Consider the following 22,124-nt stretch of genomic DNA (forward strand, 5'->3'; position numbering starts at 1 on the left):
GAAGTTTTAGGGTGACACCAGGAAAGGGAGAAGTTCTTCAAAATAAACTGGTGAAACTTTAAAGAACACCGGGGAATTGAGGAGAAACACCAGAAAAAAGCGAAGAGCCGACTTCTGCTCCCTTGGCCTTATGAGCTATGTCCAAATGGATACGGTCCATTCTTCCAGGGAATCGAAGAAAACCTTACTGACCATGTTTTTTACCAAAGAAAAACTCTTCCTTGCTTTTCTGATGAACCGATGCACCAAAGGCGCTGTCCGTCTTGTTTTTGACCGTCTGGAAAAGCGTATGGGAACCTATGAATTTGCTTCCATGTTTGCATATATCCTGACGGACCGGGGTTCTGAATTCGGTGATCCTGACGCTTTAGAAACCGGTATAACCGGAATACAGCGTTCCAGTATTTATTATTGCGACCCGATGCAGAGCGGTCAGAAAGGCGGTCTGGAACAGGCTCACACCATGCTCCGGATGGTTCTGCCGAAAGGAACCAGTTTTGAATTCCTTACACAATGGGATGTCAACCTGATCGTAAACCACATCAACTCTACTCCCAGGGAAAGCCTGGGTGGGAGAACGCCATACAGCGCTGCATTGGAAACATTTGGAGAAGAGGTCTTAAACGCATTTCAGCTTAGACCGATTGCCCCGGATGAGGTAAATCTGACGCCTAAGCTGATCCGCTTTAACCACTAATCAACTGATCGAAATCTGCTGTCAGACTGGAAGTAAACGTTTCACATTTTTTAGATGTGGCCGGTGGAATTCAGTCCCGCACACCGTATTCCAGCGGTCCGTTTCCCATGCCCAGAAATCAAGTATTTTTCGATGAGTTTAGCTAATTATAACAGAAAACTGGAGATTTTGCTTAAAAATCCCCTGTAAAATCCGCGAAAAATAAAGTATGGTGGAATTTACCTCTTCGCCGGAATTTAAAATTTCAATTTAGCTCTTTCTTCCATACTCCTGCATTTTCTTTACGCAACGCCGTCCCTCTAGTCCGGATTGGGTCCGAGGGTCACCGTGAAGGTCTGCTCCGCGTACTCGCCGCCGTCCGCCGGCACCTGTACCGTCAGCTCCACGCTCTCTCCTATGCCATAGTAGGAGAGCTGGTCCTGCAGGGTCGCCATGCTGTCGATGGTCACGCCCTCCAGCCCGGTGATGATGCTGCCTTTGGTGAGCCCTGCCTTCTCCGCGCCGGTCCCCTTTGTCACCTCAGAGATGTAGACGCCGGTCGGCATGTTGTAGGCCGCCCCGATGTCGGAGGACACATCCTGCCCCAGGATGCCCAGATAGCCCTTTTCGCTCTCATCCAGCTTTGTCCTCGTCTCCCGGTTCATCAGGTTCGTCAGGACTTCGCTGGCGTCGGAGATGGGGATGGCATATCCCATGCCCTCGGCCACGCTGGAGCTGATCTTGGCCGTGTTGATGCCGATGACCGCGCCGTTGGCATTAAGCAGGGCGCCGCCGCTGTTGCCGGGGTTGATGGCCGCATCCGTCTGGATGAGCTCGCTGTCAAACCCGTCCATGTCGATCTGCCGGTTCGTGGCAGAGACAATGCCGGTCGTCACGGACTGGCCGTATCCGAGGGCATTTCCGATGGCAATGGCAGGTTCGCCCACCTTCACCTCATTGGAATCGCCCAGGGTCGCAATGGCGATGGCGTCCATGGTGGAATCCTTGATGTCCGAAAGGGGGACTGCCACGATGGCCAGATCCTTGGACGGATCCGTCCCCTTGAGGGCCGCCTCCACGCTCTCATTGTCCGCAAAGGTGACGGTCAGGGTATCCGCCCCCTCCACCACATGGTTGTTGGTTGCGATCAGAAGCTCCGTGTCAGACTGCTGGATGATGATGCCGGAGCCAAGGCTCTCGCTCTCCTGCTGCTGGGTCTGGCCGAAGAAGCTCTGCACCTCCTGCACGCTCATGTTGGTGATGGACACGATGGACGGCATGGCCTCCTCCACGATGCCGGACACATCCGACATCACGGTGCTGGACGTCTGGCTCAACTGGGTGGAGGGCACATCCTGGCGCGTCTCCTTCCCGTCCTTTCCCGTCACCCGTCCCACCAGGACGTTGCCTGCCTGGAAGGCGGCGCAGGCCACCAGTCCGAAGACAAGGCCGGCGCTGATGATCCCGAGCCACTTCCTGGATCCGCCCTTCTTCTTTTTCGGCGGCTCCTGCTGCGGCTGGCTGCTGTATCTATTCTGATCATCCTGTCCCGGATCGTAGTAGTTATACTGGTTTTCCATAGTTAAGACTCCTTTCATATCTTTCATTTCTATGACTGTAGTCTACCCTATATTTGTGTTCAATCTGTGACAAATCCGTAAAAGAAGCTTGAAAACCTACCCAAGCTCCCGGGCGGCCAGCTCAAGCGCGGCGGCGATCACCTTGTCCATGTCATAGTACTGGTAGGAGCCGAGACGTCCCCCGAAGAGCACCTTCTCCTCCCCGGCCGCCAGGGCGGCGTACGCCTCGTAGAGCCGGGAGTTCCGGTCGTCGTTCACCGGATAGTAGGGCTCGTCCCCCACCTTCCACTCGGAGGAGTACTCCCGGGAGATCACGGTCTTCTCCTGGGTGCCGAACTCGAAGTGCTTGTGCTCGATGATCCGGGTCCAGGGCACCTCCCGGTCCGTGTAGTTGACCACCGCGTTGCCCTGGTAGTTGCCGCAGTCCAGCACCTCCGTCTCAAACCGGACGCTCCGGTACTCCAGGGCCCCCAGCCGGTACCCGTAGTACTCGTCGATCATGCCGGTGAAGAGGATCTTTGACGCCATTTTCTCATATGTCTCTCTCTCTTTGAGATAGTCCACGCCTGTCACCACATCCGCCCCCGCAAGGAGCTTCTCCGCGATCCGGGTGTAGCCGCCCATGGGGATCCCCTGGTACCGGTCGTTGAAATAGTTGTTGTCATAGGTGAACCGCAGGGGCAGCCGGCGGATGATGAAGGCCGGCAGGTCCCGGCAGTCCCGGCCCCACTGCTTCTCCGTGTAACCCTTCACCAGCTTCTCGTACACGTCCTTCCCCACCAGGGACAGGGCCTGCTCCTCCAGGTTCCGGGGCTCTTCTATATGGAGATCCGCGATCTGTGCGTCGATGATCTCCTTCGCCTCCCGAGGCGTGCGGATGTTCCACATCCGGCTGAAGGTGTTCATATTGAAGGGCAGGTTGTAGAGCTCATCCTTGTAGACCGCCACCGGGGCGTTGATGTAGTTGTTAAACTCCGCGAACCGGTTCACGTAGTCCCACACCTGCCGGTCCGACGTGTGGAAGATGTGGGCGCCGTACCGGTGCACCTGGATGCCCTCCACTTCCTCCGTATAGATATTCCCCCCGATGTGGTCCCGCCGGTCCAGCACCAGGCATGTCCTGCCCCTGTCCATCGCCTCGCGGGCAAACACGGCGCCGAAAAGGCCCGCGCCCACGATGAGATAATCGTATTTCATCCTCTTCTCCTTCTACTCCACGGTCACGGACTTCGCCAGATTCCTCGGCTTATCCACGTCGCATCCCCGGCCCACGGCCACGTAGTAGCCGAAAAGCTGCAGGGGGATGATCGCCAGGGAGTTGGTAAAATATTTGTTCGTCTTCGGGATATAGACCACGTAGTCGGCGGACTTCTCCGCCTCCGTGTTGTCCACGTTCGTCACCGCCATGACGAACGCGCCCCGCGTCTTCACCTCCACCATGTTGCTGAGGGTCTTCTTGTAGAGGTCCTCCTGGGTCATGACCGCGCACACGAGGGTCCCCTCCTCGATGAGGGAGATGGTCCCGTGCTTCAGCTCCCCGGCCGCGTAGGCCTCGGAGTGGATGTAGGACACCTCCTTGAGCTTTAAGGATCCCTCCAGGGAGATGGCGTAGTCGATACCCCTGCCGATGAAGAAGATGCTCCTGGCCGCCAGGTACCGGTTGGCGAACTTCTGGATCCGGCTCTGGTTCCCCAGCATCATCTCCACCTGGGCCGGCAGCTCCTTCATCTCCTCGATCATGTCCGCCAGGCCGGCGTCCGAGAGCTGGCCCCGCACATGGGCGAACTTCATGGCCAGCAGGTAGAGGGCGATCAACTGGGCGGAGTACGCTTTCGTCGTGGCCACGGCGATCTCCGGTCCCGCCCAGGTGTACATCACGTTGTCCGCCTCCCTTGCGATGGAGCTGCCCACCACGTTCACAATGCCGAGCACCCGCACCCCTTTCGCCTTCGCCTCCCGAAGGGCCGCCAGGGTGTCGGCCGTCTCGCCGGACTGGCTCACCACGATGAGCAGGGTGCCCTCCTCCAGGATGGGATCCCGATAGCGGAACTCGGAAGCCAGGTCCACCTCCACCGGGATCCGGGCCAGGCCCTCAAAGACATACTTGCTCGTCATGCCGGTGTGGTAGGCGGAGCCGCAGGCCACGATCATGATCTTTCGGACGGCCCTGATATCCTCTTCGCTCATCCCCAGCTCTTCGATGACGATCTTCCCCTCCCTGATCCGGGGGGAGAAGGTGTCCGTGATGGCCTTGGGCTGCTCGTACATCTCCTTGAGCATGAAGTGCTCGTAGCCGCCCTTCTCCGCCGCGTTCACATCCCAGTCGATGTGGACGGTCTCCTTCTCGATGGACTCCTCATCCACGTTGAAGAACTCCATCTCCTCCCGCGTCATGCGGACGATCTCCTCGTTCTCGATGAAGACCACGTCCCGGGTGTACTTCAGCACAGCCGGCACGTCGGAGGCGATGATGCTGCCGTCCTTCGTGTGTCCCACGATAAGGGGGCTGTCCTTGCGGACCGCGTAGAGCTCATCCGGGTGGTCGCCAAAGACGATGCCCAGGGCGTAGGAGCCCTCCACCCGGTGCATGACCTTGGTGATGGCCCGCAGGGGGTTCCCGTCATAGTAGTAGTCCAGAAGCTGGGCGATGATCTCCGTGTCCGTCTCGGAGAGGAATGTATACCCCTTCTTCTCCAGCTTCTTCTTCAGCTTGATATAGTTCTCGATGATGCCGTTGTGCACCACCGCGATGGTCCGGTCTGCATTGAAGTGAGGGTGGGCGTTCACATCCGAGGGCGCCCCGTGGGTGGCCCACCTTGTATGCCCGATCCCCAGGGTGCCGGGCAGCATCTCCCCGCCGTGGCTCATCTCATAGAGCACTTTCAGTCTGCCAGTCGCCTTCATGGCGTTGATCTTCTCCCCGTCATAGACTGCGATGCCGGCCGAATCGTAGCCCCTGTACTCCAGCTTCTCCAGGCCGTCCAGAAGGATCGGCGCCGCCTGCTGTTCACCAATATATCCAACAATTCCACACATACTTCTCGTCTCCTTATCTCATTTGCACAAACATCCGTTTTTTTTGCACTATCAAGCTGTATTGTACCAAAAACACATGCATCTGTAAAGGAAAAAGGAGAATGCAGGCTTTCTTTCTGCATTCTCCCCAAAACGCTTTCCCATCTGTTAATCCAGATCGATGATGTCCATCTTGAAGGTGTCGTCCTCCTCCGCGTGGCTGCGTCTTGCCGGCTTCTTCTGCGGCCGCTTCTCCGGCTCCCGCACCCTGGCGTTCAGAAGCGCATCCAGGTCGTCGATGTCCTCTTCGTCCGCATCCGTCGCCTGACGGCTCACCTTGCCGAAGGATCTGTCCGCGCCGCTTACGAAGGCATCGTAGTCGTCCTCCAGGTCCTCATCAAAGTCTTCCTCGAAGTCCTCCTCGTCCAGGTCTTCCTCCTCGATGTCTTCCTCCCTGTAGTCGTCAAGGTCCTCTTCCACGAAGTCCTCTTCGTCCAGGTCGTACTCATCATCTGCAGGATCATCGAAGTCTTCCTCTTCGTAGTCGTCCTCAAAATCCTCAAAACTCTCAAAGCCGTCGTCTTCCGGCTCCTTCTTCTTTTTGGATTTCTTCTCCGCCTTCTTCTCTGCTTTTTTCTCTTTCTTCGCCTTTTTCTTATCCGGAATCTCCTCCGGCTCCTCCTCCAGATCGATGCCGTACTCGTCATAGAGGTCGTCCAGCTCCAGGTTGCGGTGGCGGAGCTTGACAGCAAGAATGATCACGAGCAGGAACAGGAAAAGGAAGATAAGCCATGTGCCAAGCAGGAACTTGTCGATATTGTCACGCAGCTTGTCGAACACCTTTCCCAGCATGGAGGACGGCTCGCCGTCATCCTCCTGCACTGCATTCTCAACTGTGTATCTCTGATAGGTATCCTCAAGAGAATCGTACTGGTAATATGCCTCCTCGCCGTCACTGTTGAGCGCATACAGCACGTAAAAGCTTGCATTATCTATGTTCTGCCATGCCGGGAACGTCTTTCCGTTTACGGTAAAAGTCGTCTCCTGCAGGTAGGACGGCAACTGGCTTCCCACTTCATCTGTCAGCGGAATGATGAATCTCTCGCCCTGCGAAATCAGGATCTGCTCAAAGGGGGAAAAACTTCCATCCTCCGGGTCATAGAGGAAGAAACTCTCCTCCCCGGCGCTGTCTGCCAGATTCAGCGCATACATCCCGCTGCTCTCCTGTATGGCCGCCGGGCACTGCTGCCCTTCAAGCGTCACTTCTGCCTTTGTAAACCCGGTGGGGATGAGGATATCCGAAATATCCACAACCGTGTAGGCCGCCCCGTTCACATCGATCTGCGCACCGCCGGCGGCAGCATCTGTCTGCCCTGCATCCTGTATGAGGGAGGGATCCCCCTCGCCGATCGTGATAGTGGAATTCCCCTGCGTCACCTGCAGCGAGGTCCCGTCTGAAGAAGAAGCCGTCACAGAGGCAACTTCTATCTGCGTCGTTGTCACCTGCAACGCCTGGAACTGCAGGGACCAGCTCAGCTGCGTGCTTCCGCTGCCGGACCCGGTCAGCTGGATCTGCGAGCCGCTTGCAGTCGCCCCGTTGCCGCTGATAAACTTAAGCGCCGCCGTGTCATAGTTAAGTGTCGCGTCCACACTGCCTATATCATCTGCATAGAATGTCACATCCACGTCAAAGGTAGTGCCCTGCGTTGTGGACGGATCTGAAAACCTGAGTTGCGGCTCCGCCGCCCGGAGCTCCGCGGGCAGCATGGCTGCAATCATACATACAGCAAAGACCATGGCTATCCATTTTCTTACATGTTTCATCGCATCTGTTACCTCTCTTACGTATTATTACTGCATTCCCGTTCCGTCACCGGCGGTACTGTCTCCGTAGCTGTCATCCCCGGATCCGCCTCCCGCATCATCCCAGCCGCCGTCTCCATAGCCGTCGCCGCCGGAATCATCCCCGATCCAGTCACCCGTTCCTTCTTCCTCGTAATACCAGTCGTCTGTGCCGGAACCCGTCCCGTCTCCATAGTCATCTCCGGTATCAGTATCGTAGGTCTCATAGTAATCCGTATCATCTTCCACTGTCTCCGAAGATCCCGTATAGCGGTTGTTCGCGGCCATCGTCGCGATCCCGCCTTCGATCCCCTGCACTGTGCTTGACACAGAATAACCGTCATTGCCGAACAGGAACTGGTGCACCTGCAGCACATTGGAAGAAAGCGTCTGCGGGATGACCACGCTTCCCACTTCGTTCAGCATATCTGTCGTATTGTCCTCCGGGAACCCCATTGTCTCCCCCAGCTTATATTTGGTAAAGTCAGCCGCGTAGCTCACCATCTCTGTCAGGGTAAAATTCGTTGACACCTGGGGAAATACCTTGTCAATAATCTTATTGATCGTACTCAGCGACATATTCTGCGCCTCGTTCGCGATCAGTTCCAGTACATGCCGCTGCCGGTTTGCCCGCTCGAAATCCCCGCCCGCAGTATAGCGGATCCTGGAGTAGGACACAGCCTGGACTCCGTTCAGATGATAGGTCCCGGCGACTTCCGGTTCAATCTTCGTGTATTCGCGCCCGGTCACTTCTGATGTCTCCACACAGTAGTTATTCATGTGGACGACTTCTTCTTCAGTCAGTGTGATATCAAGCCCCCCGACCGCATCGATCACATCAACAAGGGCATTAAAGTTTACCGCGACATACTTCTCTATGTTCATGTCCAGGTTCTTATTGATCAGGGAGATAGCGCCCTCCGGCCCATAGAAAGAATAGGCGGAATTTGCCTTGTTATAGCTCCCGTCATCCAGCTGAAGGAGCGTATCCCTGTAGATGGACACAAGCTTGACTTCCTTCGTGGCGTTGTTGAGGCTGGCGATCATCATTGTATCGCTCCGGTTGCCTTTCCCCAGATCACCCGCCCGCGAGTCAAGACCGAACAGGGCTATATTGGTATACCCCTCCTCATGCTCCACCTCAGAGGATATATTCAGTTTATCCGTATCAATGGAAGTGGTCTCGATCTTGCTCATTTTCCCCGCAAGGAGAACGGCTGCCGTCGAGAGGACGACAAAAAAAACACCGCTGAAGATCACTCCTATTTTCTTTCCAAGCGACCATGTGGCAAACCCGTGCCGCTTTGGTCGTTTCCTGCTTTTCCGCCCGGCCATCCTAACACCCTTTCTTCGGTATCTTACAACTCTAGACTTATCCCGATGCTACCATGCATATATCAGAAAACATGATACACGAATTTCTGCAGTTTTTCAATATATTGTTATTTATTTCTGGATTTTTTCTCTATTCCACACTATCTGTAGCGCTCTCTTGTGTGCTGTCCACGTCGTTTTCCACCCCGTAGATCCCAGTCATGTCTGACAGCTGTGCGCTGATCTCCCTCACCGTCTCTGTCGGTTCGTAATTTTCTTTTCCAAAAAGAAACGCATGGGCCTTCCGCACATTCCCTTCCAAGTCCGCCGGCACTACATAGGAGCCCGTGTATCCGGGAACAGATTCCGGCATCTCCAGATCAAACGGAAAGCCGCTGTTTTCTCCCAGCTGGTAGCTGAAGACATCTGCTGCCAGACCAATCAGCTCACTCGTGGTAAAGCTTGTGGATATCTCCGGAAATACTGCGTCGATCACGCGGTTGATCGTCAGAAGATCCGCCTGCTTTGCCTTCTCCACCAGCTTCTCGATTACAAGCCTCTGACGGGATGTCCTGGTAAAATCACCGCCTGCCGTATAACGGATCCTCGCATAAGAAACCGCCTGCACACCGTTCAGATGATAGGTACCCGCTGTCTCCGGCTCGATCCTCTCGTAATCCTTTCCTGTGATCTCTGACGTCTCCACACAATAGTTGTTCATATGAACAACTTCTTCATCCGTCAGCTCCAGATCAATCCCTCCAAGCTGATCCACCGCATCCGCCAGGGCCAGGAAATTCACAGTCACATAGTCTGTGATATCCAGATCCAGGTTCCTGTTGAGCATATTGATGGCAGCCTCCGGACCGCCTGTGGCATAGGCCGAATTCGCCTTGTCAAAATAGCCGTCTTCCTGCAGCAGCATAGTATCCCTGTAGACAGACAGCATATTTACTTCCTTTGTGTTCGTGTTGATGCTTGCCACGATGATGCAGTCGCTCCGCACCCCGCTTGTCTCCCCGGCCCGGTTGTCCGTGCCAAAGAGAGCGACATTTTTAAATCCTTCCTGGTTCACCCCGTTGTTCAGGATGCTCTCCTCATCAAAGAAGGAATGATTCAGAAGATCCAGTTTGAACATACCGTAGGCGACCACGCAAAGAACAGCCAGGATGATCAGCTCAGCGATAAGGACCACCACTCTCCTGCGCCTTCTCTTCTTTTTCTTCTGCGCGCGCAGCTCCCTCTCCTGGCGCGTCATCCTGTTTTTCCCCATATCTGCATCTTCTCCCTGTTTAATATGTACTCTGCACGGCTGCTTCATTCTGTCTTTTTATTTCTGTAAACACTTTACCTATCATACAATATTTACCCTGGCAGGGCAAGAAAATAATTTCTTAAGGTTCTATTAAGCCAGGCGGACACTCCTGTCTCACAGGAGCATCCGCCTGGCTGCAGATCCGATCTTTTATTAATGAATAAAGAAAAAACTAGAAGTGAAATGTCTCCTTCAGCACGGCCCATTTCTGATCCTTGTCGCTTAAGTTCAGCGGTGTGCCGTCCTCCAGGGCATACCCTGCCGCCGAGGCGCTTCCCGGGTACTCCCCCGTAAGCTTCGGCCAGGTAATGCCGATCTCCGGGTCATTCCAGGCCAGTCCGCCCTCGTCCCCCGGATGGTAGAAGTCCGTGCACTTGTAGCAGAACTCGGCGACCTCGCTCAGCACAAGGAAGCCGTGGGCAAAGCCCTCGGGGATGTAGAACTGCTTCTTGTTCTCCTCAGTCAGCTCAATGCCGAACCATTTCCCGTACGTCTCGCTGCCGCTTCTAAGGTCCACCGCCACGTCAAAGACGGAGCCTTTGATTACCCGCACCAGCTTGCCCTGGGGGAATTCCTTCTGGAAGTGGAGTCCCCGGAGCACGCCCTTGGTGGAGCAGGACTGGTTGTCCTGCACGAAGACCATATTCAGGCCGTTCTCCTCCATATCCCTCTGGTTGTATGTCTCCATGAAGTAGCCTCTGGCGTCTCCGTGAACGGCGGGCTCGATCACGCACAGCCCCTCGATGCCGCCCACGTTCTTCTCAACTTTGATCTGTCCCATTCTGTAAAAGCCTCCTTAGAATTCGATTTCCTTCAGATATCTGGCCAGCGCGTCCTGCCAGGTGGGAAGAGGCGTAAAGCCGTTCGCTGCCAGCTTGCTCTTGTCAAGCCGGCTGTTGAAGGGGCGGGCCGCTTTGGACACGCCGTACTCCGCCGTAGTCACCGGCTTCACCGTCAGCCTCTCCTCGCTGTACTCTGTGTGCCCCATCTCCACCGCCTGCCGGAAGATCTCCTTCGTGAAATCATACCAGCTGATGTAGCCGCCCTCGTTGGTGGCATGGTAGTATCCGTACTTCTCTGTCTCCAGCATGTCCACCAGCAGCCTTGCCAGATCGAAGGTGTAGGTGGGCGTGCCGATCTGGTCGTTCACCACGGTAAGGGCATCGTGGGTCTTGCCCACGTTCAGCATGGTCTTGATAAAGTTCTTGCCGTTCTTGCCGAACACCCAGGCGATGCGGACGATAAAGTACTTATCCAGCGTCTCCGCCACCGCCAGCTCGCCGGCCATCTTCGTCTCCCCGTACACATTCAGGGGCTTGTAGTCCTTGCAGTCCGGATCCCAGGGCGTCTCCCCCTGGCCGTCAAAGACGTAGTCCGTGCTTAAGTAGATCATCTTGCAGTCCAGCTTTTTGCACATCCCGGCAATGTATTTCGTGCCGTCCACGTTGATGGCCCGCACCTTGTCCTTTTTATCCTCGTCCTCCGCCAGATCCACGGCTGTCCAGGCCGCGCAGTGCACCACCACGTCCGGCTTCACTTCGGAAAGGACTTTCTCTACAGAAGCCGGATCTGTGATGTCCATGGGCACGTAGGGCATGGTCTCCACCGGGGTGCCGTCCTTGATGCCGCTGTACTCCTCCTTCAGGTCAGAGCCGACGCCCTCATAGCCGCGGCCTGCCAGTTCGTTCATCACGTCATGCCCAAGCTGTCCCGCAACACCGGTCACAAATACCTTCATTATCCGATCTCCTCCCTGTTTCCGTACATTTTCTCATAGTAGTTCTGGTACTCGCCGGAGATAATGGTCTCCCACCACTCCTTGTTCTCCAGGTACCACTTGATGGTCTTCTTGATGCCGTCCGCGAACTTCGTCTCCGGCAGCCAGCCCAGCTCATTGTGGATCTTGGTGGGATCGATGGCGTAGCGCATGTCATGTCCCTTCCTGTCCTCCACGTGGACGATCAGGCTCTCCGGCTTGCCGAGCTCCTTGCAGATCAGCTTTACGATATCAATGTTCTTCATCTCGTTGTGGCCGCCGATGTTGTACACCTCGCCCACACGGCCCTTGTGGATAATGAGGTCGATGGCCTTGCAGTGGTCCTCCACGTAGAGCCAGTCGCGCACGTTCTCACCAGCCCCGTACACTGGCAGCGGCTTGTCGTTGAGCGCGTTGGCGATCATCAGCGGGATCAGCTTCTCCGGGAAGTGGTAGGGGCCGTAGTTGTTGGAGCAGCGGCTGATGGTCACCGGCAGGCTGTATGTCCTGTGATAAGCCAGCACGAGCAGATCCGCCCCCGCCTTGGAGGAGCTGTAGGGGCTGCTTGTGTGGATGGGGGTCTCCTCCGTAAAGAAGAGGTCCGGACGGTCCAGAGGCAGGTCGCCGTACACTTCGTCTGTTGACACCTGGTGGTATCTCTTGATGCCGTACTTGCGGCAGGCGTCCATGAGCACCGCCGTCCCCTTGATGTTCGTATCCAGGAAGACCTCCGGGTTCTCGATGGAGCGGTCCACGTGGCTCTCGGCCGCGAAGTTCACCACCATATCCGGATGCTCCTCCTCGAACAGCTTGTACACGGCCTCGCGGTCCGTGATGCTGGCCTTCACGAAACGGAAATTCGGGTTGTCCATGACAGGCGCCAGGGTGGACAGGTTGCCTGCGTAGGTCAGGCAGTCCAGACAGATGATGCGGTAGTCCGGATACTTGTCCAGCATGTGAAAGATAAAGTTGCTTCCGATAAATCCGGCTCCGCCGGTTACGATAATGTTCATGATGATCCTTCTCCTTGTTTTTTTATGTTATCTATAGCATATTAATACGGATTGCTCCGTATTTCATACTCTCGCAATCCTAAAAACATTCGGAATCCGACCTGCCGGTCTACTTCCTCATGTTTTTTCGGTCCTAAGGAATATGCTTTTTCATGCAAGCATGAAACGCATATTCTTTAGTCCCTTTATTAATACAAGTTTTCCTGATACTTTCCGTCTACGACATCCTTCAGGTACTGGCCGTACTGGTTCTTCTTCAGCACCTCGTAGACTTCCAGCACTGCGTCCTTGCTGATCCAGCCGTTGAGGTAGGCGATCTCCTCCAGGCAGGCGATCTTGCGGTGCTGATGGGTCTCCATGGTCTTCACAAAGTTGGTGGCGTCCACCAGGCTCTCATGGGTTCCCGTATCCAGCCAGGTAAAGCCCTGGCCGAGCAGCTCCACATTCAGGGAGTCGTCCTCCAGGTAGATGCGGTTCAGGTCCGTGATCTCCAGCTCGCCCCGCTTGCCGGGCTTTAAGCCTTTGGCATACTCTACCACCCGGTTGTCGTAGAAGTAAAGGCCGGTCACGCAGTAGTTGCTCTTCGGATGCTCCGGCTTCTCCTCGATGGAGACTGCCTTGCCGTTGTGGTCGAACTCCACGATGCCGAACCGCTCCGGATCGTCCACATAGTAGCCGAACACCGTAGCCCCCTTGCCGGACTCCGCGTTCTCCACCGCCGCCTTCAGCCGCTTCTTCAGGCCATGGCCGGCGAAAATATTGTCTCCCAGCACCATGGCCACAGAGTCATCGCCGATGAACTCCTCGCCGATGATGAACGCCTGGGCCAGACCGTCCGGGCTTGGCTGTACGGCATAGGAAAGATCCACGCCAAACTGATGGCCGTCCCCCAGGAGAGCCTCAAACCTTGGCGTGTCCTGGGGCGTGGAGATGATCAGGATATCCCGGATGCCCGCGTTCATGAGAACAGACATGGGATAGTAGATCATCGGCTTGTCGTAGATCGGCAGAAGCTGCTTGGATGTCACTGTGGTCAGAGGATAGAGGCGTGTGCCGGATCCTCCCGCTAAGATAATACCCTTCATTTGAAAACCTCCTTGGTACCTTTCTTCGGTATCTCTGCTACATAGTATTTCTGATCTGTCGTTTCTTATAAGCTTATCTGCATTATAAAAGGTGACCTTAGGTCACCTTCAAGTGTTTTTTAACATTTCGTAACAATTTGGTTATTTTGCACAAAGCGTCCATTCATCGTCTTTTTTGTTATCACTCAAAGATTCTCGTGATATCCTGATATCGGTTGACCACACGATAGATTTCTACATACCCGTTGCTTACCTTATAGATGATCACATAAAAGTGCTTTCAATTCATCCAGATCCAGCCATCCTTCGCCATCTTTCACTGCTTCTTCGGCTTCCTGCAGCTTTACCAGAAGTTTCTTTTCTGCCCGGTCACGTTCATAGTCTTCAATGTCCATAACTACAAAACGCCCTCTTCCATTCTTGGTCAAATACACCGGTTCTCCCTTGTGACAATTTTTCAGGACTTCATTATAATTTCTCAGATCAGATACTGGTAAAATATTTGCCATATTCTTTCAGCTTCCTTCTTGATACTATATTATTATTGTCACTTTTATTATACGCAAAAGCTGTAAAATTCAACGTAGATTTTTACAGCTTTCAAAAAATTTTCCATCACAAACACACAAAAATTCCTGCATCCTTCGTGATCCGGAAGCCTCCCGCCCCTGTCTTCTTCTTCACAAACGCCCGGAAGTCACCGTACTTCTCCCCAATATACTGCCCCTGGTTGCCGTGGCAGGAAAGTACATAGGAGATAAGGGGCTCCGGCTCCGTGACGATGAGGGCGTCCTCATACTGCCGCCACGCGGCGCGCGGGAACACCCGCTCCAGAATACCGGCCCCATTCTCCTTGCCAAACTTCTCGTAGAGCTTGTCCGCCGAGAGGGCAATCCGCTCATCGAACTCCTGCACAAGGGCGCTCACCTCCCGCATATGCCTGCTGCCGTAGGTACTGCAGATAAAGGGCCCGCCGTCTTTCAGCACCCTTCGCACCTCCCGGCAAACACCCGGGATATCGTCGCAGTAGAAGAGCACATGGTTGGCGATCACCAGATCAAAGGCCCCGTCCTCATAAGGGATCCTGCTGCAGTCGAAGGCCCGGAAGGTGAACCTGTCATCCTCCGTTCCCACCGCGCGCCGGGCGTCCCGGAGCATGCCCTCCGAGATATCCGAGAGGGTCACGGAGATCCCCTCCGGCAGGCGGGCTTTATTTTCCGTCCAAAGGGTGCCGTCCCCGCAGCCGATCTCCAGGATCCGCATCCCCTTCCGCAGGTCAAGCTGCTCAAAGATCCAGGGGAACCACCCTTTGGAATTCACGGAATACAGGCTGTGGAGGTTGATGCGGGCCGCAATGTTTGTAGCGCTCTTGTACTGGTTCTTAAAGCTCTTCTCCATGCCGGTCAGGTGGATCAGATCCAGCATCCGGCTCCACTCCACGCCACGCTCCTTGCGGATCGCCTCCGTGGTTTCCTCGATGGTCTGCTCCATGAGCTGCATCTGCTCAATCCGGTCCTGCACCAGCTTCCTCTGGATCTCCAGGGAATTCAGCATAAAGTGGTAATCCGTGTCCGCAATGGTCATCTCCCGGATATCGTCCAGGGAAAAGCCCAGATACTTAAGAAGCAGGATCTGCTGCAGCCGCGCAAAGTCCCCGTCTGTATAAAAACGGGCCCCCGCATCTGTCACATACGAGGGCTTTAGAATGTTCTGTTTATCATAGTAGCGGATCGTCCGCAGGGTCACCTGGGCCATGCGGGCGAACTCGCCGGAAGAATAATAGCCTTGTTTCTTCATAGCTTTTTACCGTTGTAGTCCTTCCAAAAACTCTATTGCTTCATGTACTGTAGTAAATGTCAGGCCAGACTGATACAGCCATTGATTCCTGATATCCTCATCGTCCGTTATCGGCAATCCTTCCAGAGTATGTAATACCCATTTCCCATTTTCCAAAGCATTTTTTAAATTATCTCCTATTTCCCTTATTGCCCTTGGATCACCTTTCGCATAGTTAGAACAGTATTTCTTCAAAATCTCCAGTACTTTTTCTTTCTCAGCAGGACTTTGTATAGAAGGGTTTGTTTTTTTATAATGAAGCAGGAACCAGTATTCTACACATCCAGTTGTCATTAAAAGCCTGATCCGTATATTCGGTTTCCTACGCAATCTCTTTAATGTGGAAATTATCTTTTTGTTCTTTTCCCAGCTTCCCGTCTGTTCCTCGTCAACATCAAAGAAAAACCATATTTCATCTGTAATTTCCGCCTCGTTTCGATAACGTGCCTCCCGCTTAAACTTATTTCTTGCAACTTCAAACAGACCTTTAACCGGCTTCTTTATAATTGCCGTTTCTGCAAATCTTTCTTTCAAAAAATTCGCATACTCTATCTCACTTTCGCCCTCACAAAACACATAAATCAAAGGCTTTATGTTTCTTTTCATTATTCGACCTCCGCCGTATCTACCAATGGAACTGCACCATATTTCCCTGCAAGATATGCCTTTCTAATGTTATCATTTGTACGAACCGGAAGATCTGTCAGATTAAATAATTCTGAAACCCCATCCTTCTGATTTTTATCAACAAAGTATATTTGATCTTTTCTTAAGATCTCCATATTTAATAATTCTGTATCATGAGTAGTGAACACCAGTTGTCCCCGCCCCGGATTAGTCTGCGGATTCTGAAACTTCGCAACAACAAACTCTACCAGCAGCGGATGCAGATCCTGGTCGATCTCGTCAACAAAAAGGACCCCTCCCCTGCTTAATACCTGTTCTATACCTATTGCCAGCGCCATGATCCTTCTTGTACCATCTGACTCATCTGCGAGATCCAGCGGAAACATTGCCGGCAAGCCTGCTTTGGTCAGCCCCCTGTGAAAAGAAAGCGTTTTTAACTCATTTACCTGAAATCGTGCCTCTGCCATATCAGACGTGTCCCTTAATGCTTCCACAAATTGCTTTAACGCTTTTACAATTTCAGGAGGAATATCCGAAGGCAATTCATCAGCAGCATTCAGAATTTCTCTGTTTTTCACTTCAAATTTCATATCCTCAATGCCTACATCAGCCTGTTTTGCATAGGACACCACTGCTTTCAGCATATGCGGATTATGAGCATGTTCTAATAATTGCTGCGGGATATCCATATAATCTTTTGAAAAGAAAACATCATCACGAAACCATTTCATAGCACCAATACAGGGCTGATAATTCATGACACATGCAATCGAAAAAAACAGCTGATTCGGACCAACTGCTTCCGCAATCAATTCTTTTTTTTTGCGCTCACTATTTGCCGGAAAGGAGAAATCCTGTCCTTCCCTAAAGAAAACCTCTGACTTCTGTCCTTTAGGCGAAGCGTACAGATACTCTGTTTCTATCTTTTCTCTGGTAGCTGAAAAACCATAAATATACTTTACGCCATCCTGCGTATATTCATATTCAAACCCGGTAGGCATATCTTTAGAATAATCATTCAAGGTAAATGCATTCACCGGCACCTCTGCACTCTCATGCTGTGTCCTCTGTGCATTGCGGACAAACTGAACCCCCAGCCAGAACGCCCGGATCACATTGCTTTTTCCGCCGCCGTTTTTTCCAAAAACAGCTGCTGCCGGCAAAAGCCCTTTTCTCTTATACGGAAGTAAGCAGCTCCGGTATTCTGCATTCCCTTTGGCCTCCAAAGACAACACATTTTTATCACGGAAAGAGCGATAATTATAAAATTCAAATCGGATCAGCATAATTCTATTCCTCCTATGTTACATAGTATAACCATAGTTTGATAGAAATACAATCGTTTTTGTTCTATTTTTTAATTATTTTTACCGAATTTCAATTCATATTCCTGCTTTAGTTCTTCCGCCAGGTACTCATCACTCATACAATGCATATCAGAAACCCTGTTCCGCATTTACGCCAAGTTCTTTTGCAACATTTTCAACACAAAACACAGCGAATTCCAGTTCTCTGGCGTTTTTAATTGTTCCTTCCGTATTGTTCAGTTATATTATAAAAATCACTCTTTCAACTCAAAGGTCAAACAAAAAAGCTTCTACTCCGCCATCTGAAATTTCGTAAAAATTTCGAGCATACTCGCAAACATCTTTGACAGCCTCTTTACTACTTAAACACTTTCGCCAGCCACTTAATAAATAAAATCACATACACAGCAAAAATAGCTGTCACGACAAATGTTTCCACGTCAAACCGATGCGTAATTGTCCGAAGTGCCAGTGTACCCTCTATTTCTTCGCCTCTTACAGTAAAGTTCGTATCTTCTTGTACTCCCGGCACATCATATACAATGACAGTCCCGTCATCCATACTCTGACTAACCGTAAATTCCAGTGTGTATTCCTGGCCTTTACAGCCACTAATCCGATCAAACTTCAAAGCGAAATATTTCCCGGACTGCAAATCTTCTAGTGACATCTTACCCGAAGTCACTTTCTGTCCTTCATTATCCTTCAACATATAGGATACTTCTTTTTCTGCCGCCCCCCCTGTCACTGATATTTTAATATTAATGCCATCCAGGAAATCTTCTTCGGAAACAAAAGATTGTGTCAGCGTATCTCCTTTTGCAAGTTCAACAGATATATATTCGCTGGAGTCTATCTCCCGGTCATAGATGCTGTGATTTTTATCGACAACTGCATATAAACATATACACGCTATTAATATTAAGGCAAATATAATCCATCCTATTTTTCTCTTCATGCTATATATTACTCCTACCCATATTTAATATGCAGTTCTGTAAATTTCCGCAATTTCTTTACATTCACCAAACATCTTCACATTCCCATGTTCCAGCCAGACAGCTTTATTACACAAGCCTTCCACTTGTTCGATACTATGCGAGACAAACAGAAGTGTCGTTCCTCTTTCCAGCATCTCGCCAATCCGTTTATGACACTTTTCCTGAAAACGGAAATCTCCTACTGACAAAACTTCATCACAGATCAGTATATCCGGTGTCCCAATCGTTGCAATTGCAAAAGCTAGCCGGGCAATCATACCAGAGGAAAAATTTTTTACCGGTACATCAATAAAATCTTTCAATTCCGAGAACTCTACTATCCCCTCATAATGAGACTCCATCTCTTCATGCGACCGTCCCATCAGCGCACCGTTCAGAAAGATATTTTCGCTTGCTGTCAGGTCATAATCAAACCCTGCTCCAAGTTCAATTAGGGGAGCCACCTCCCCCCTAACAGCTACGCTACCCTTTGTAGGCTTCAATACACCGGCTATGATCTTCAACATTGTGCTTTTTCCACTACCATTCAGTCCGATCAACCCCAGTGCATCACCCTTTTGGATTTGAAAAGACACATCCTTGAGCGCCCAGAACTCATTTGTAGAAATCTGGCTCTTCAGCGTCTTAATAAAGTATTCCTTTAGGCTGTCCACCTTTTCTGAAGCCAACCGAAACCGCATAGATACATGATCCACACTGATAATATCCATGTTCTCCATCCTACTTCTCCTCGTATACCTATATATCCAGAATAAACGTATCCTGTCTCTTATAAAATACGTAAAGCCCTGCCGCCATAACTAAGAGCACTTCTGCTGCCGCCAGCAGTACAGATGTAATTGATGGCACTGCATTATTCATCATTACATCCCGAAACATTATCAAAATATTCGTAATCGGATTTAGCAGCACAATCTTCTCCAACCATTCCGGCAATATCGACATAGGATAGATCACCGGCGTAAGATACATCAATGCAGTTACAAATACGGAATACAGATGCATAATATCTCTGAACTTCACCGTCACCGCTGCCAGCAGGATACCAACCCCCAGTGAAAAGAATACAATAAAAAACAGTGGGATTGGTACCAACAATACTGTATAGTGAAGTTCCACTCGCATGGCCAGCATTACAAAAATCAACGCAGTAAAGGATGCTAGGAGGTTAATAGAACTGGAAAAAACACGCGACAGTACAAACACATACTTTGGCACATATATTTTCTTGATCAGCGGTCCATTGTCAATGATCGCACCCATCGCACTAGTAGTCGCTTCATTATAGAAATTGAAGATCAACTGTCCGCTCAGCAGATATACAGGAAAATACTCTATATCAAATTTAAACAGGTTTGAAAACACTACAGACAAAACAACCATCATAAATAAAGGATTCAGGATTGTCCAAAATACACCCAAAATAGATTTCCTATATTTTGTTTTAATATCCCTTGTTATCAACTCATGTAACAGGGGCCTAAATTTAATAAAATTGCTAATATATATCGGCACAACCAACCTCCGTAATTATATTACTTGCCCAATCAAATTATTACCTTTCTTTACATCCATATGCTTCTAACACATCGTTCCGTATATTATTCCAGTCCCGCTCCTTAGCCGTTTTAAGCCCTTCTTCGTAAAGCTTATTTCTGAGGTCTTCATCACTGCATATTCTCTTGATTGCATTAACACCTTCCAAAATATCTCCCTGATGATATAGCAGACAGTTCTTTTCATTTGTCAATATCTCTTTGTTTCCTCCGTTAGGAATTGCAACAACAAATCCACCCGTTGCCATCATTTCTAACGGCGGATACGAAAAGCTTTCCAGTGTACTAGTTTTCAAAAGGATATGACAACTCCGATAAATATCTCCCACTTCCTCAAACGGAACTTTATGGTAGAACTCATCTACATCGTACCAATCCTTTGGCTCTGCATTATATGACATGTAACATATTTCATATTTATTTTTATCTAATTGATTTGTAATTTGAAAACTTTCATCAACATTTTTATATGCTACTCCGCAATCTCCTTCAATCAATATACGAACCTTCCCAGAAAAATCTCGTTTTATGGGCCAATAATCTTTTACATGCATCCCATTCCTTATATATCTTGCCTTTTTGTCGTATTTTTCTTGTAACCACTTCTCACACCATTTTGAAATAGTTACAAACCTAACCTCGGATTTTGGCGAATACATTTCATTTGCTTCAAGCCGAAACGGGCTACCTGGTTCATACATATCCGGCTCAAACCCTTGAACTAAATAATATCTCTCTTTTATGTTGCAATTTCCTTCTAAAAACCGCACTGTAAACCACATAGTAGCTACTACTTTATCCAGAGAACCAGTAATTGTATATTTTCTACTTGCTATAACAGGCAATCGTACACCGTGAAATTTACACCACTCAGAATTATCAATATCTGTATTAATAATTGTAACATCATACCCCGCTTTCTTTAACATAACACAGTGTTCCAACGCCACCATGACTCCTCCACTAATATTTAATGCAGGTAACACAAATGCAATATTAGGAGTAAATAGTTTTTTTACTATGCGTACTAACGGCATCCCTGTATAAAGTGTCAAACAATTCTTTTTACAAAAAGAATATGCATTTTCACCTATTCGTTTTCCTATCTCTTCATTTTCAATCAACGTAACAAGCGCTTCATACCATTCCTTTTTATCATTGCACAACAACCCAGTTTCTTCATGTTTTATCATTCTTTTTAATGCTCCAACATTGCTTGCAACAGTCGGAACACGTACCAACGCAGCCTCCACCCACTTGTTCTCTGATTTAGCCTCATTAAAAATATTATTTTGAAGTGGCACAAGATTCACATCTACGGCAGCAATTAAATCTGGCAATTCCTGCCAATTAACAAATTTATGCGCAATAATTCTCGTTTGAAAACATTTCAATTCATTAGGGATATCCAACAAACCAACAATATGCAACTCTAACTTTGGATATTTTCTCATTAATTTACTAATCACAGGCAAAACAAGCTCAAAATCATCATTATGCGTAATACTTCCGCTAAAATAACCTATTGCAAACTTTTCCTTTTTCTGCTTCTGATTCACCCTCTTTTCATATGCCTTTTCAGATAATTCGTACATTTTTTCTGACGCTACGTTTCTATTGATAAATACATTTGCGTTATACTTTTTTAACTCTTCAGCAAGCCTTTCCGTTGTTGTAATTGCAGCATCACACATTTTAAGGACTCTTTGCATGTTCATAACTCCCAAATCATAGTCCTTTTTTTGTTGTTTATCAAATGTATTTAAATATTTTATTTCATCTGTATACTTTGTATCTATTACTAAATCATCAATATCATAGACCACCCGCTTATTTAAGCTGTGCGCCAGTCGAATAAATTTCTCAATCTTTTCATCATATTGACATCTAAAAATAATAAACAATCTATAATTCCGTACAGCATTTAGGTCCAGTTCTACCCAATTTGCCTCATCACACTCGATTCCATTTGCACGCAATTGTTCCATTTGATGTTGTATTCTGTACCTAGGTGGGTGTGGTAAACTATTATAATCACATCCATTTATAAAAAGTACATCTTTATAAACTCTTCCATTATATTTGCGTCTGATATTTTCGACTTTTATATACTCTACTGATTTTTTTGCTACTTGGAAAACCCCTCCTTCTTTAAGTGTCTTTATCGTCTTTTTTCCAAGTGTTCTAATATCATCCATAAT

Annotated in this window: 19 protein-coding genes; 1 reads left to right on the forward strand and 18 read right to left on the reverse strand. The window is 49.9% G+C overall.

Annotated elements, in window-relative coordinates; translation table 11 throughout:
* Window positions 1–130 precede the first annotated feature (130 nt).
* Entirely contained in the window at window positions 131–697 is a 567-nt protein-coding gene (locus H6A20_RS09045) for a hypothetical protein (RefSeq protein WP_338106662.1), read from the forward strand.
* A gap of 299 nt (window positions 698–996) precedes the next feature.
* On the opposite strand, the gene H6A20_RS09050 is transcribed toward H6A20_RS09045, so the two are convergent.
* The 18 genes from H6A20_RS09050 to H6A20_RS09135 all read right to left on the reverse strand — a co-directional run bounded on the left by H6A20_RS09050 (window position 997) and on the right by H6A20_RS09135 (window position 22,121).
* Window positions 997–2,256 (reverse strand): S1C family serine protease, encoded by a 1,260-nt coding sequence (locus H6A20_RS09050; RefSeq protein ID WP_204906800.1) that lies wholly within the window; start codon window positions 2,254–2,256, stop codon window positions 997–999.
* A 96-nt stretch (window positions 2,257–2,352) separates the two neighbouring features.
* The gene (gene glf, locus H6A20_RS09055; protein ID WP_204906801.1) at window positions 2,353–3,453 is read right to left on the reverse strand and encodes a UDP-galactopyranose mutase; all 1,101 of its coding nucleotides are present in this window, start codon (window positions 3,451–3,453) and stop codon (window positions 2,353–2,355) included.
* 12 nt (window positions 3,454–3,465) lie between these two features.
* Window positions 3,466–5,292: a glutamine--fructose-6-phosphate transaminase (isomerizing) gene (glmS, locus tag H6A20_RS09060; RefSeq protein WP_204906802.1), complete on the reverse strand. Its 1,827-nt coding sequence runs from the start codon at window positions 5,290–5,292 to the stop codon at window positions 3,466–3,468.
* 147 nt (window positions 5,293–5,439) lie between these two features.
* Window positions 5,440–7,095 carry a cohesin domain-containing protein gene (locus H6A20_RS09065; RefSeq protein ID WP_204906803.1) on the reverse strand — a complete coding sequence of 552 codons (1,656 nt, stop codon included), beginning with the start codon at window positions 7,093–7,095 and terminating at the stop codon, window positions 5,440–5,442.
* A gap of 27 nt (window positions 7,096–7,122) precedes the next feature.
* Entirely contained in the window at window positions 7,123–8,448 is a 1,326-nt protein-coding gene (locus tag H6A20_RS09070; protein ID WP_204906804.1) for an LCP family protein, read from the reverse strand.
* Window positions 8,449–8,578: 130 nt separating this feature from the next.
* Window positions 8,579–9,700 (reverse strand): LCP family protein, encoded by a 1,122-nt coding sequence (locus H6A20_RS09075; protein ID WP_243426191.1) that lies wholly within the window; start codon window positions 9,698–9,700, stop codon window positions 8,579–8,581.
* Between the two features lie 214 nt (window positions 9,701–9,914).
* Complete coding sequence (rfbC, locus tag H6A20_RS09080; RefSeq protein ID WP_204906806.1) at window positions 9,915–10,523, reverse strand: dTDP-4-dehydrorhamnose 3,5-epimerase; 609 nt, start codon at window positions 10,521–10,523, stop codon at window positions 9,915–9,917.
* A gap of 15 nt (window positions 10,524–10,538) precedes the next feature.
* Window positions 10,539–11,480, reverse strand: a complete 942-nt coding sequence (gene rfbD / locus H6A20_RS09085; RefSeq protein ID WP_204906807.1) for a dTDP-4-dehydrorhamnose reductase — start codon at window positions 11,478–11,480, stop codon at window positions 10,539–10,541.
* Window positions 11,480–12,511: a dTDP-glucose 4,6-dehydratase gene (rfbB, locus tag H6A20_RS09090; RefSeq protein WP_204906808.1), complete on the reverse strand. Its 1,032-nt coding sequence runs from the start codon at window positions 12,509–12,511 to the stop codon at window positions 11,480–11,482. The genes rfbD and rfbB overlap by 1 nt, the downstream gene beginning before the upstream one ends.
* A 188-nt stretch (window positions 12,512–12,699) precedes the next feature.
* Window positions 12,700–13,596, reverse strand: coding sequence for a glucose-1-phosphate thymidylyltransferase RfbA (gene rfbA, locus H6A20_RS09095; RefSeq protein ID WP_204906809.1), 897 nt, complete (start codon window positions 13,594–13,596; stop codon window positions 12,700–12,702).
* A gap of 254 nt (window positions 13,597–13,850) precedes the next feature.
* The gene (locus H6A20_RS09100) at window positions 13,851–14,105 is read right to left on the reverse strand and encodes a type II toxin-antitoxin system prevent-host-death family antitoxin (RefSeq protein WP_204906810.1); all 255 of its coding nucleotides are present in this window, start codon (window positions 14,103–14,105) and stop codon (window positions 13,851–13,853) included.
* Window positions 14,106–14,211: 106 nt separating this feature from the next.
* Window positions 14,212–15,393, reverse strand: coding sequence for a MerR family transcriptional regulator (locus H6A20_RS09105; RefSeq protein ID WP_204906811.1), 1,182 nt, complete (start codon window positions 15,391–15,393; stop codon window positions 14,212–14,214).
* 6 nt (window positions 15,394–15,399) lie between these two features.
* Complete coding sequence (locus H6A20_RS09110) at window positions 15,400–16,038, reverse strand: RloB domain-containing protein (protein ID WP_204906812.1); 639 nt, start codon at window positions 16,036–16,038, stop codon at window positions 15,400–15,402.
* Window positions 16,038–17,345, reverse strand: a complete 1,308-nt coding sequence (locus tag H6A20_RS09115; protein WP_204906813.1) for an AAA family ATPase — start codon at window positions 17,343–17,345, stop codon at window positions 16,038–16,040. Before H6A20_RS09115 ends, H6A20_RS09110 begins: the two co-directional genes overlap by 1 nt.
* A 379-nt stretch (window positions 17,346–17,724) precedes the next feature.
* The gene (locus H6A20_RS09120) at window positions 17,725–18,324 is read right to left on the reverse strand and encodes a hypothetical protein (RefSeq protein ID WP_204906814.1); all 600 of its coding nucleotides are present in this window, start codon (window positions 18,322–18,324) and stop codon (window positions 17,725–17,727) included.
* 24 nt (window positions 18,325–18,348) lie between these two features.
* On the reverse strand, window positions 18,349–19,086 hold the full coding sequence (locus tag H6A20_RS09125) for an ABC transporter ATP-binding protein (protein WP_204906815.1): 738 nt from the start codon (window positions 19,084–19,086) through the stop codon (window positions 18,349–18,351).
* 19 nt (window positions 19,087–19,105) lie between these two features.
* Window positions 19,106–19,882, reverse strand: a complete 777-nt coding sequence (locus tag H6A20_RS09130) for an ABC transporter permease (protein WP_204906816.1) — start codon at window positions 19,880–19,882, stop codon at window positions 19,106–19,108.
* Window positions 19,883–19,922: 40 nt separating this feature from the next.
* Window positions 19,923–22,121 carry a glycosyltransferase gene (locus H6A20_RS09135; RefSeq protein WP_204906817.1) on the reverse strand — a complete coding sequence of 733 codons (2,199 nt, stop codon included), beginning with the start codon at window positions 22,119–22,121 and terminating at the stop codon, window positions 19,923–19,925.
* Between the last annotated feature and the right edge of the window lie 3 nt (window positions 22,122–22,124).

The organism is Mordavella massiliensis (genome assembly GCF_016901695.1).
GTDB lineage: Bacteria > Bacillota > Clostridia > Lachnospirales > Lachnospiraceae > Claveliimonas > Claveliimonas massiliensis_A.

What these genes read in the sequence shown, in the direction of transcription:
- H6A20_RS09045 (WP_338106662.1), top strand. Translation starts at nt 131, where the DNA reads ATGAGCTATGTCCAAATGGATACGGTCCATTCTTCCAGGGAATCGAAG.
- H6A20_RS09050 (WP_204906800.1), bottom strand. Translation starts at nt 2,256, where the DNA reads ATGGAAAACCAGTATAACTACTACGATCCGGGACAGGATGATCAGAAT.
- glf (WP_204906801.1), bottom strand. Translation starts at nt 3,453, where the DNA reads ATGAAATACGATTATCTCATCGTGGGCGCGGGCCTTTTCGGCGCCGTG.
- glmS (WP_204906802.1), bottom strand. Translation starts at nt 5,292, where the DNA reads ATGTGTGGAATTGTTGGATATATTGGTGAACAGCAGGCGGCGCCGATC.
- H6A20_RS09065 (WP_204906803.1), bottom strand. Translation starts at nt 7,095, where the DNA reads ATGAAACATGTAAGAAAATGGATAGCCATGGTCTTTGCTGTATGTATG.
- H6A20_RS09070 (WP_204906804.1), bottom strand. Translation starts at nt 8,448, where the DNA reads ATGGCCGGGCGGAAAAGCAGGAAACGACCAAAGCGGCACGGGTTTGCC.
- H6A20_RS09075 (WP_243426191.1), bottom strand. Translation starts at nt 9,700, where the DNA reads ATGGGGAAAAACAGGATGACGCGCCAGGAGAGGGAGCTGCGCGCGCAG.
- rfbC (WP_204906806.1), bottom strand. Translation starts at nt 10,523, where the DNA reads ATGGGACAGATCAAAGTTGAGAAGAACGTGGGCGGCATCGAGGGGCTG.
- rfbD (WP_204906807.1), bottom strand. Translation starts at nt 11,480, where the DNA reads ATGAAGGTATTTGTGACCGGTGTTGCGGGACAGCTTGGGCATGACGTG.
- rfbB (WP_204906808.1), bottom strand. Translation starts at nt 12,511, where the DNA reads ATGAACATTATCGTAACCGGCGGAGCCGGATTTATCGGAAGCAACTTT.
- rfbA (WP_204906809.1), bottom strand. Translation starts at nt 13,596, where the DNA reads ATGAAGGGTATTATCTTAGCGGGAGGATCCGGCACACGCCTCTATCCT.
- H6A20_RS09100 (WP_204906810.1), bottom strand. Translation starts at nt 14,105, where the DNA reads ATGGCAAATATTTTACCAGTATCTGATCTGAGAAATTATAATGAAGTC.
- H6A20_RS09105 (WP_204906811.1), bottom strand. Translation starts at nt 15,393, where the DNA reads ATGAAGAAACAAGGCTATTATTCTTCCGGCGAGTTCGCCCGCATGGCC.
- H6A20_RS09110 (WP_204906812.1), bottom strand. Translation starts at nt 16,038, where the DNA reads ATGAAAAGAAACATAAAGCCTTTGATTTATGTGTTTTGTGAGGGCGAA.
- H6A20_RS09115 (WP_204906813.1), bottom strand. Translation starts at nt 17,345, where the DNA reads ATGCTGATCCGATTTGAATTTTATAATTATCGCTCTTTCCGTGATAAA.
- H6A20_RS09120 (WP_204906814.1), bottom strand. Translation starts at nt 18,324, where the DNA reads ATGAAGAGAAAAATAGGATGGATTATATTTGCCTTAATATTAATAGCG.
- H6A20_RS09125 (WP_204906815.1), bottom strand. Translation starts at nt 19,086, where the DNA reads ATGGAGAACATGGATATTATCAGTGTGGATCATGTATCTATGCGGTTT.
- H6A20_RS09135 (WP_204906817.1), bottom strand. Translation starts at nt 22,121, where the DNA reads ATGGATGATATTAGAACACTTGGAAAAAAGACGATAAAGACACTTAAA.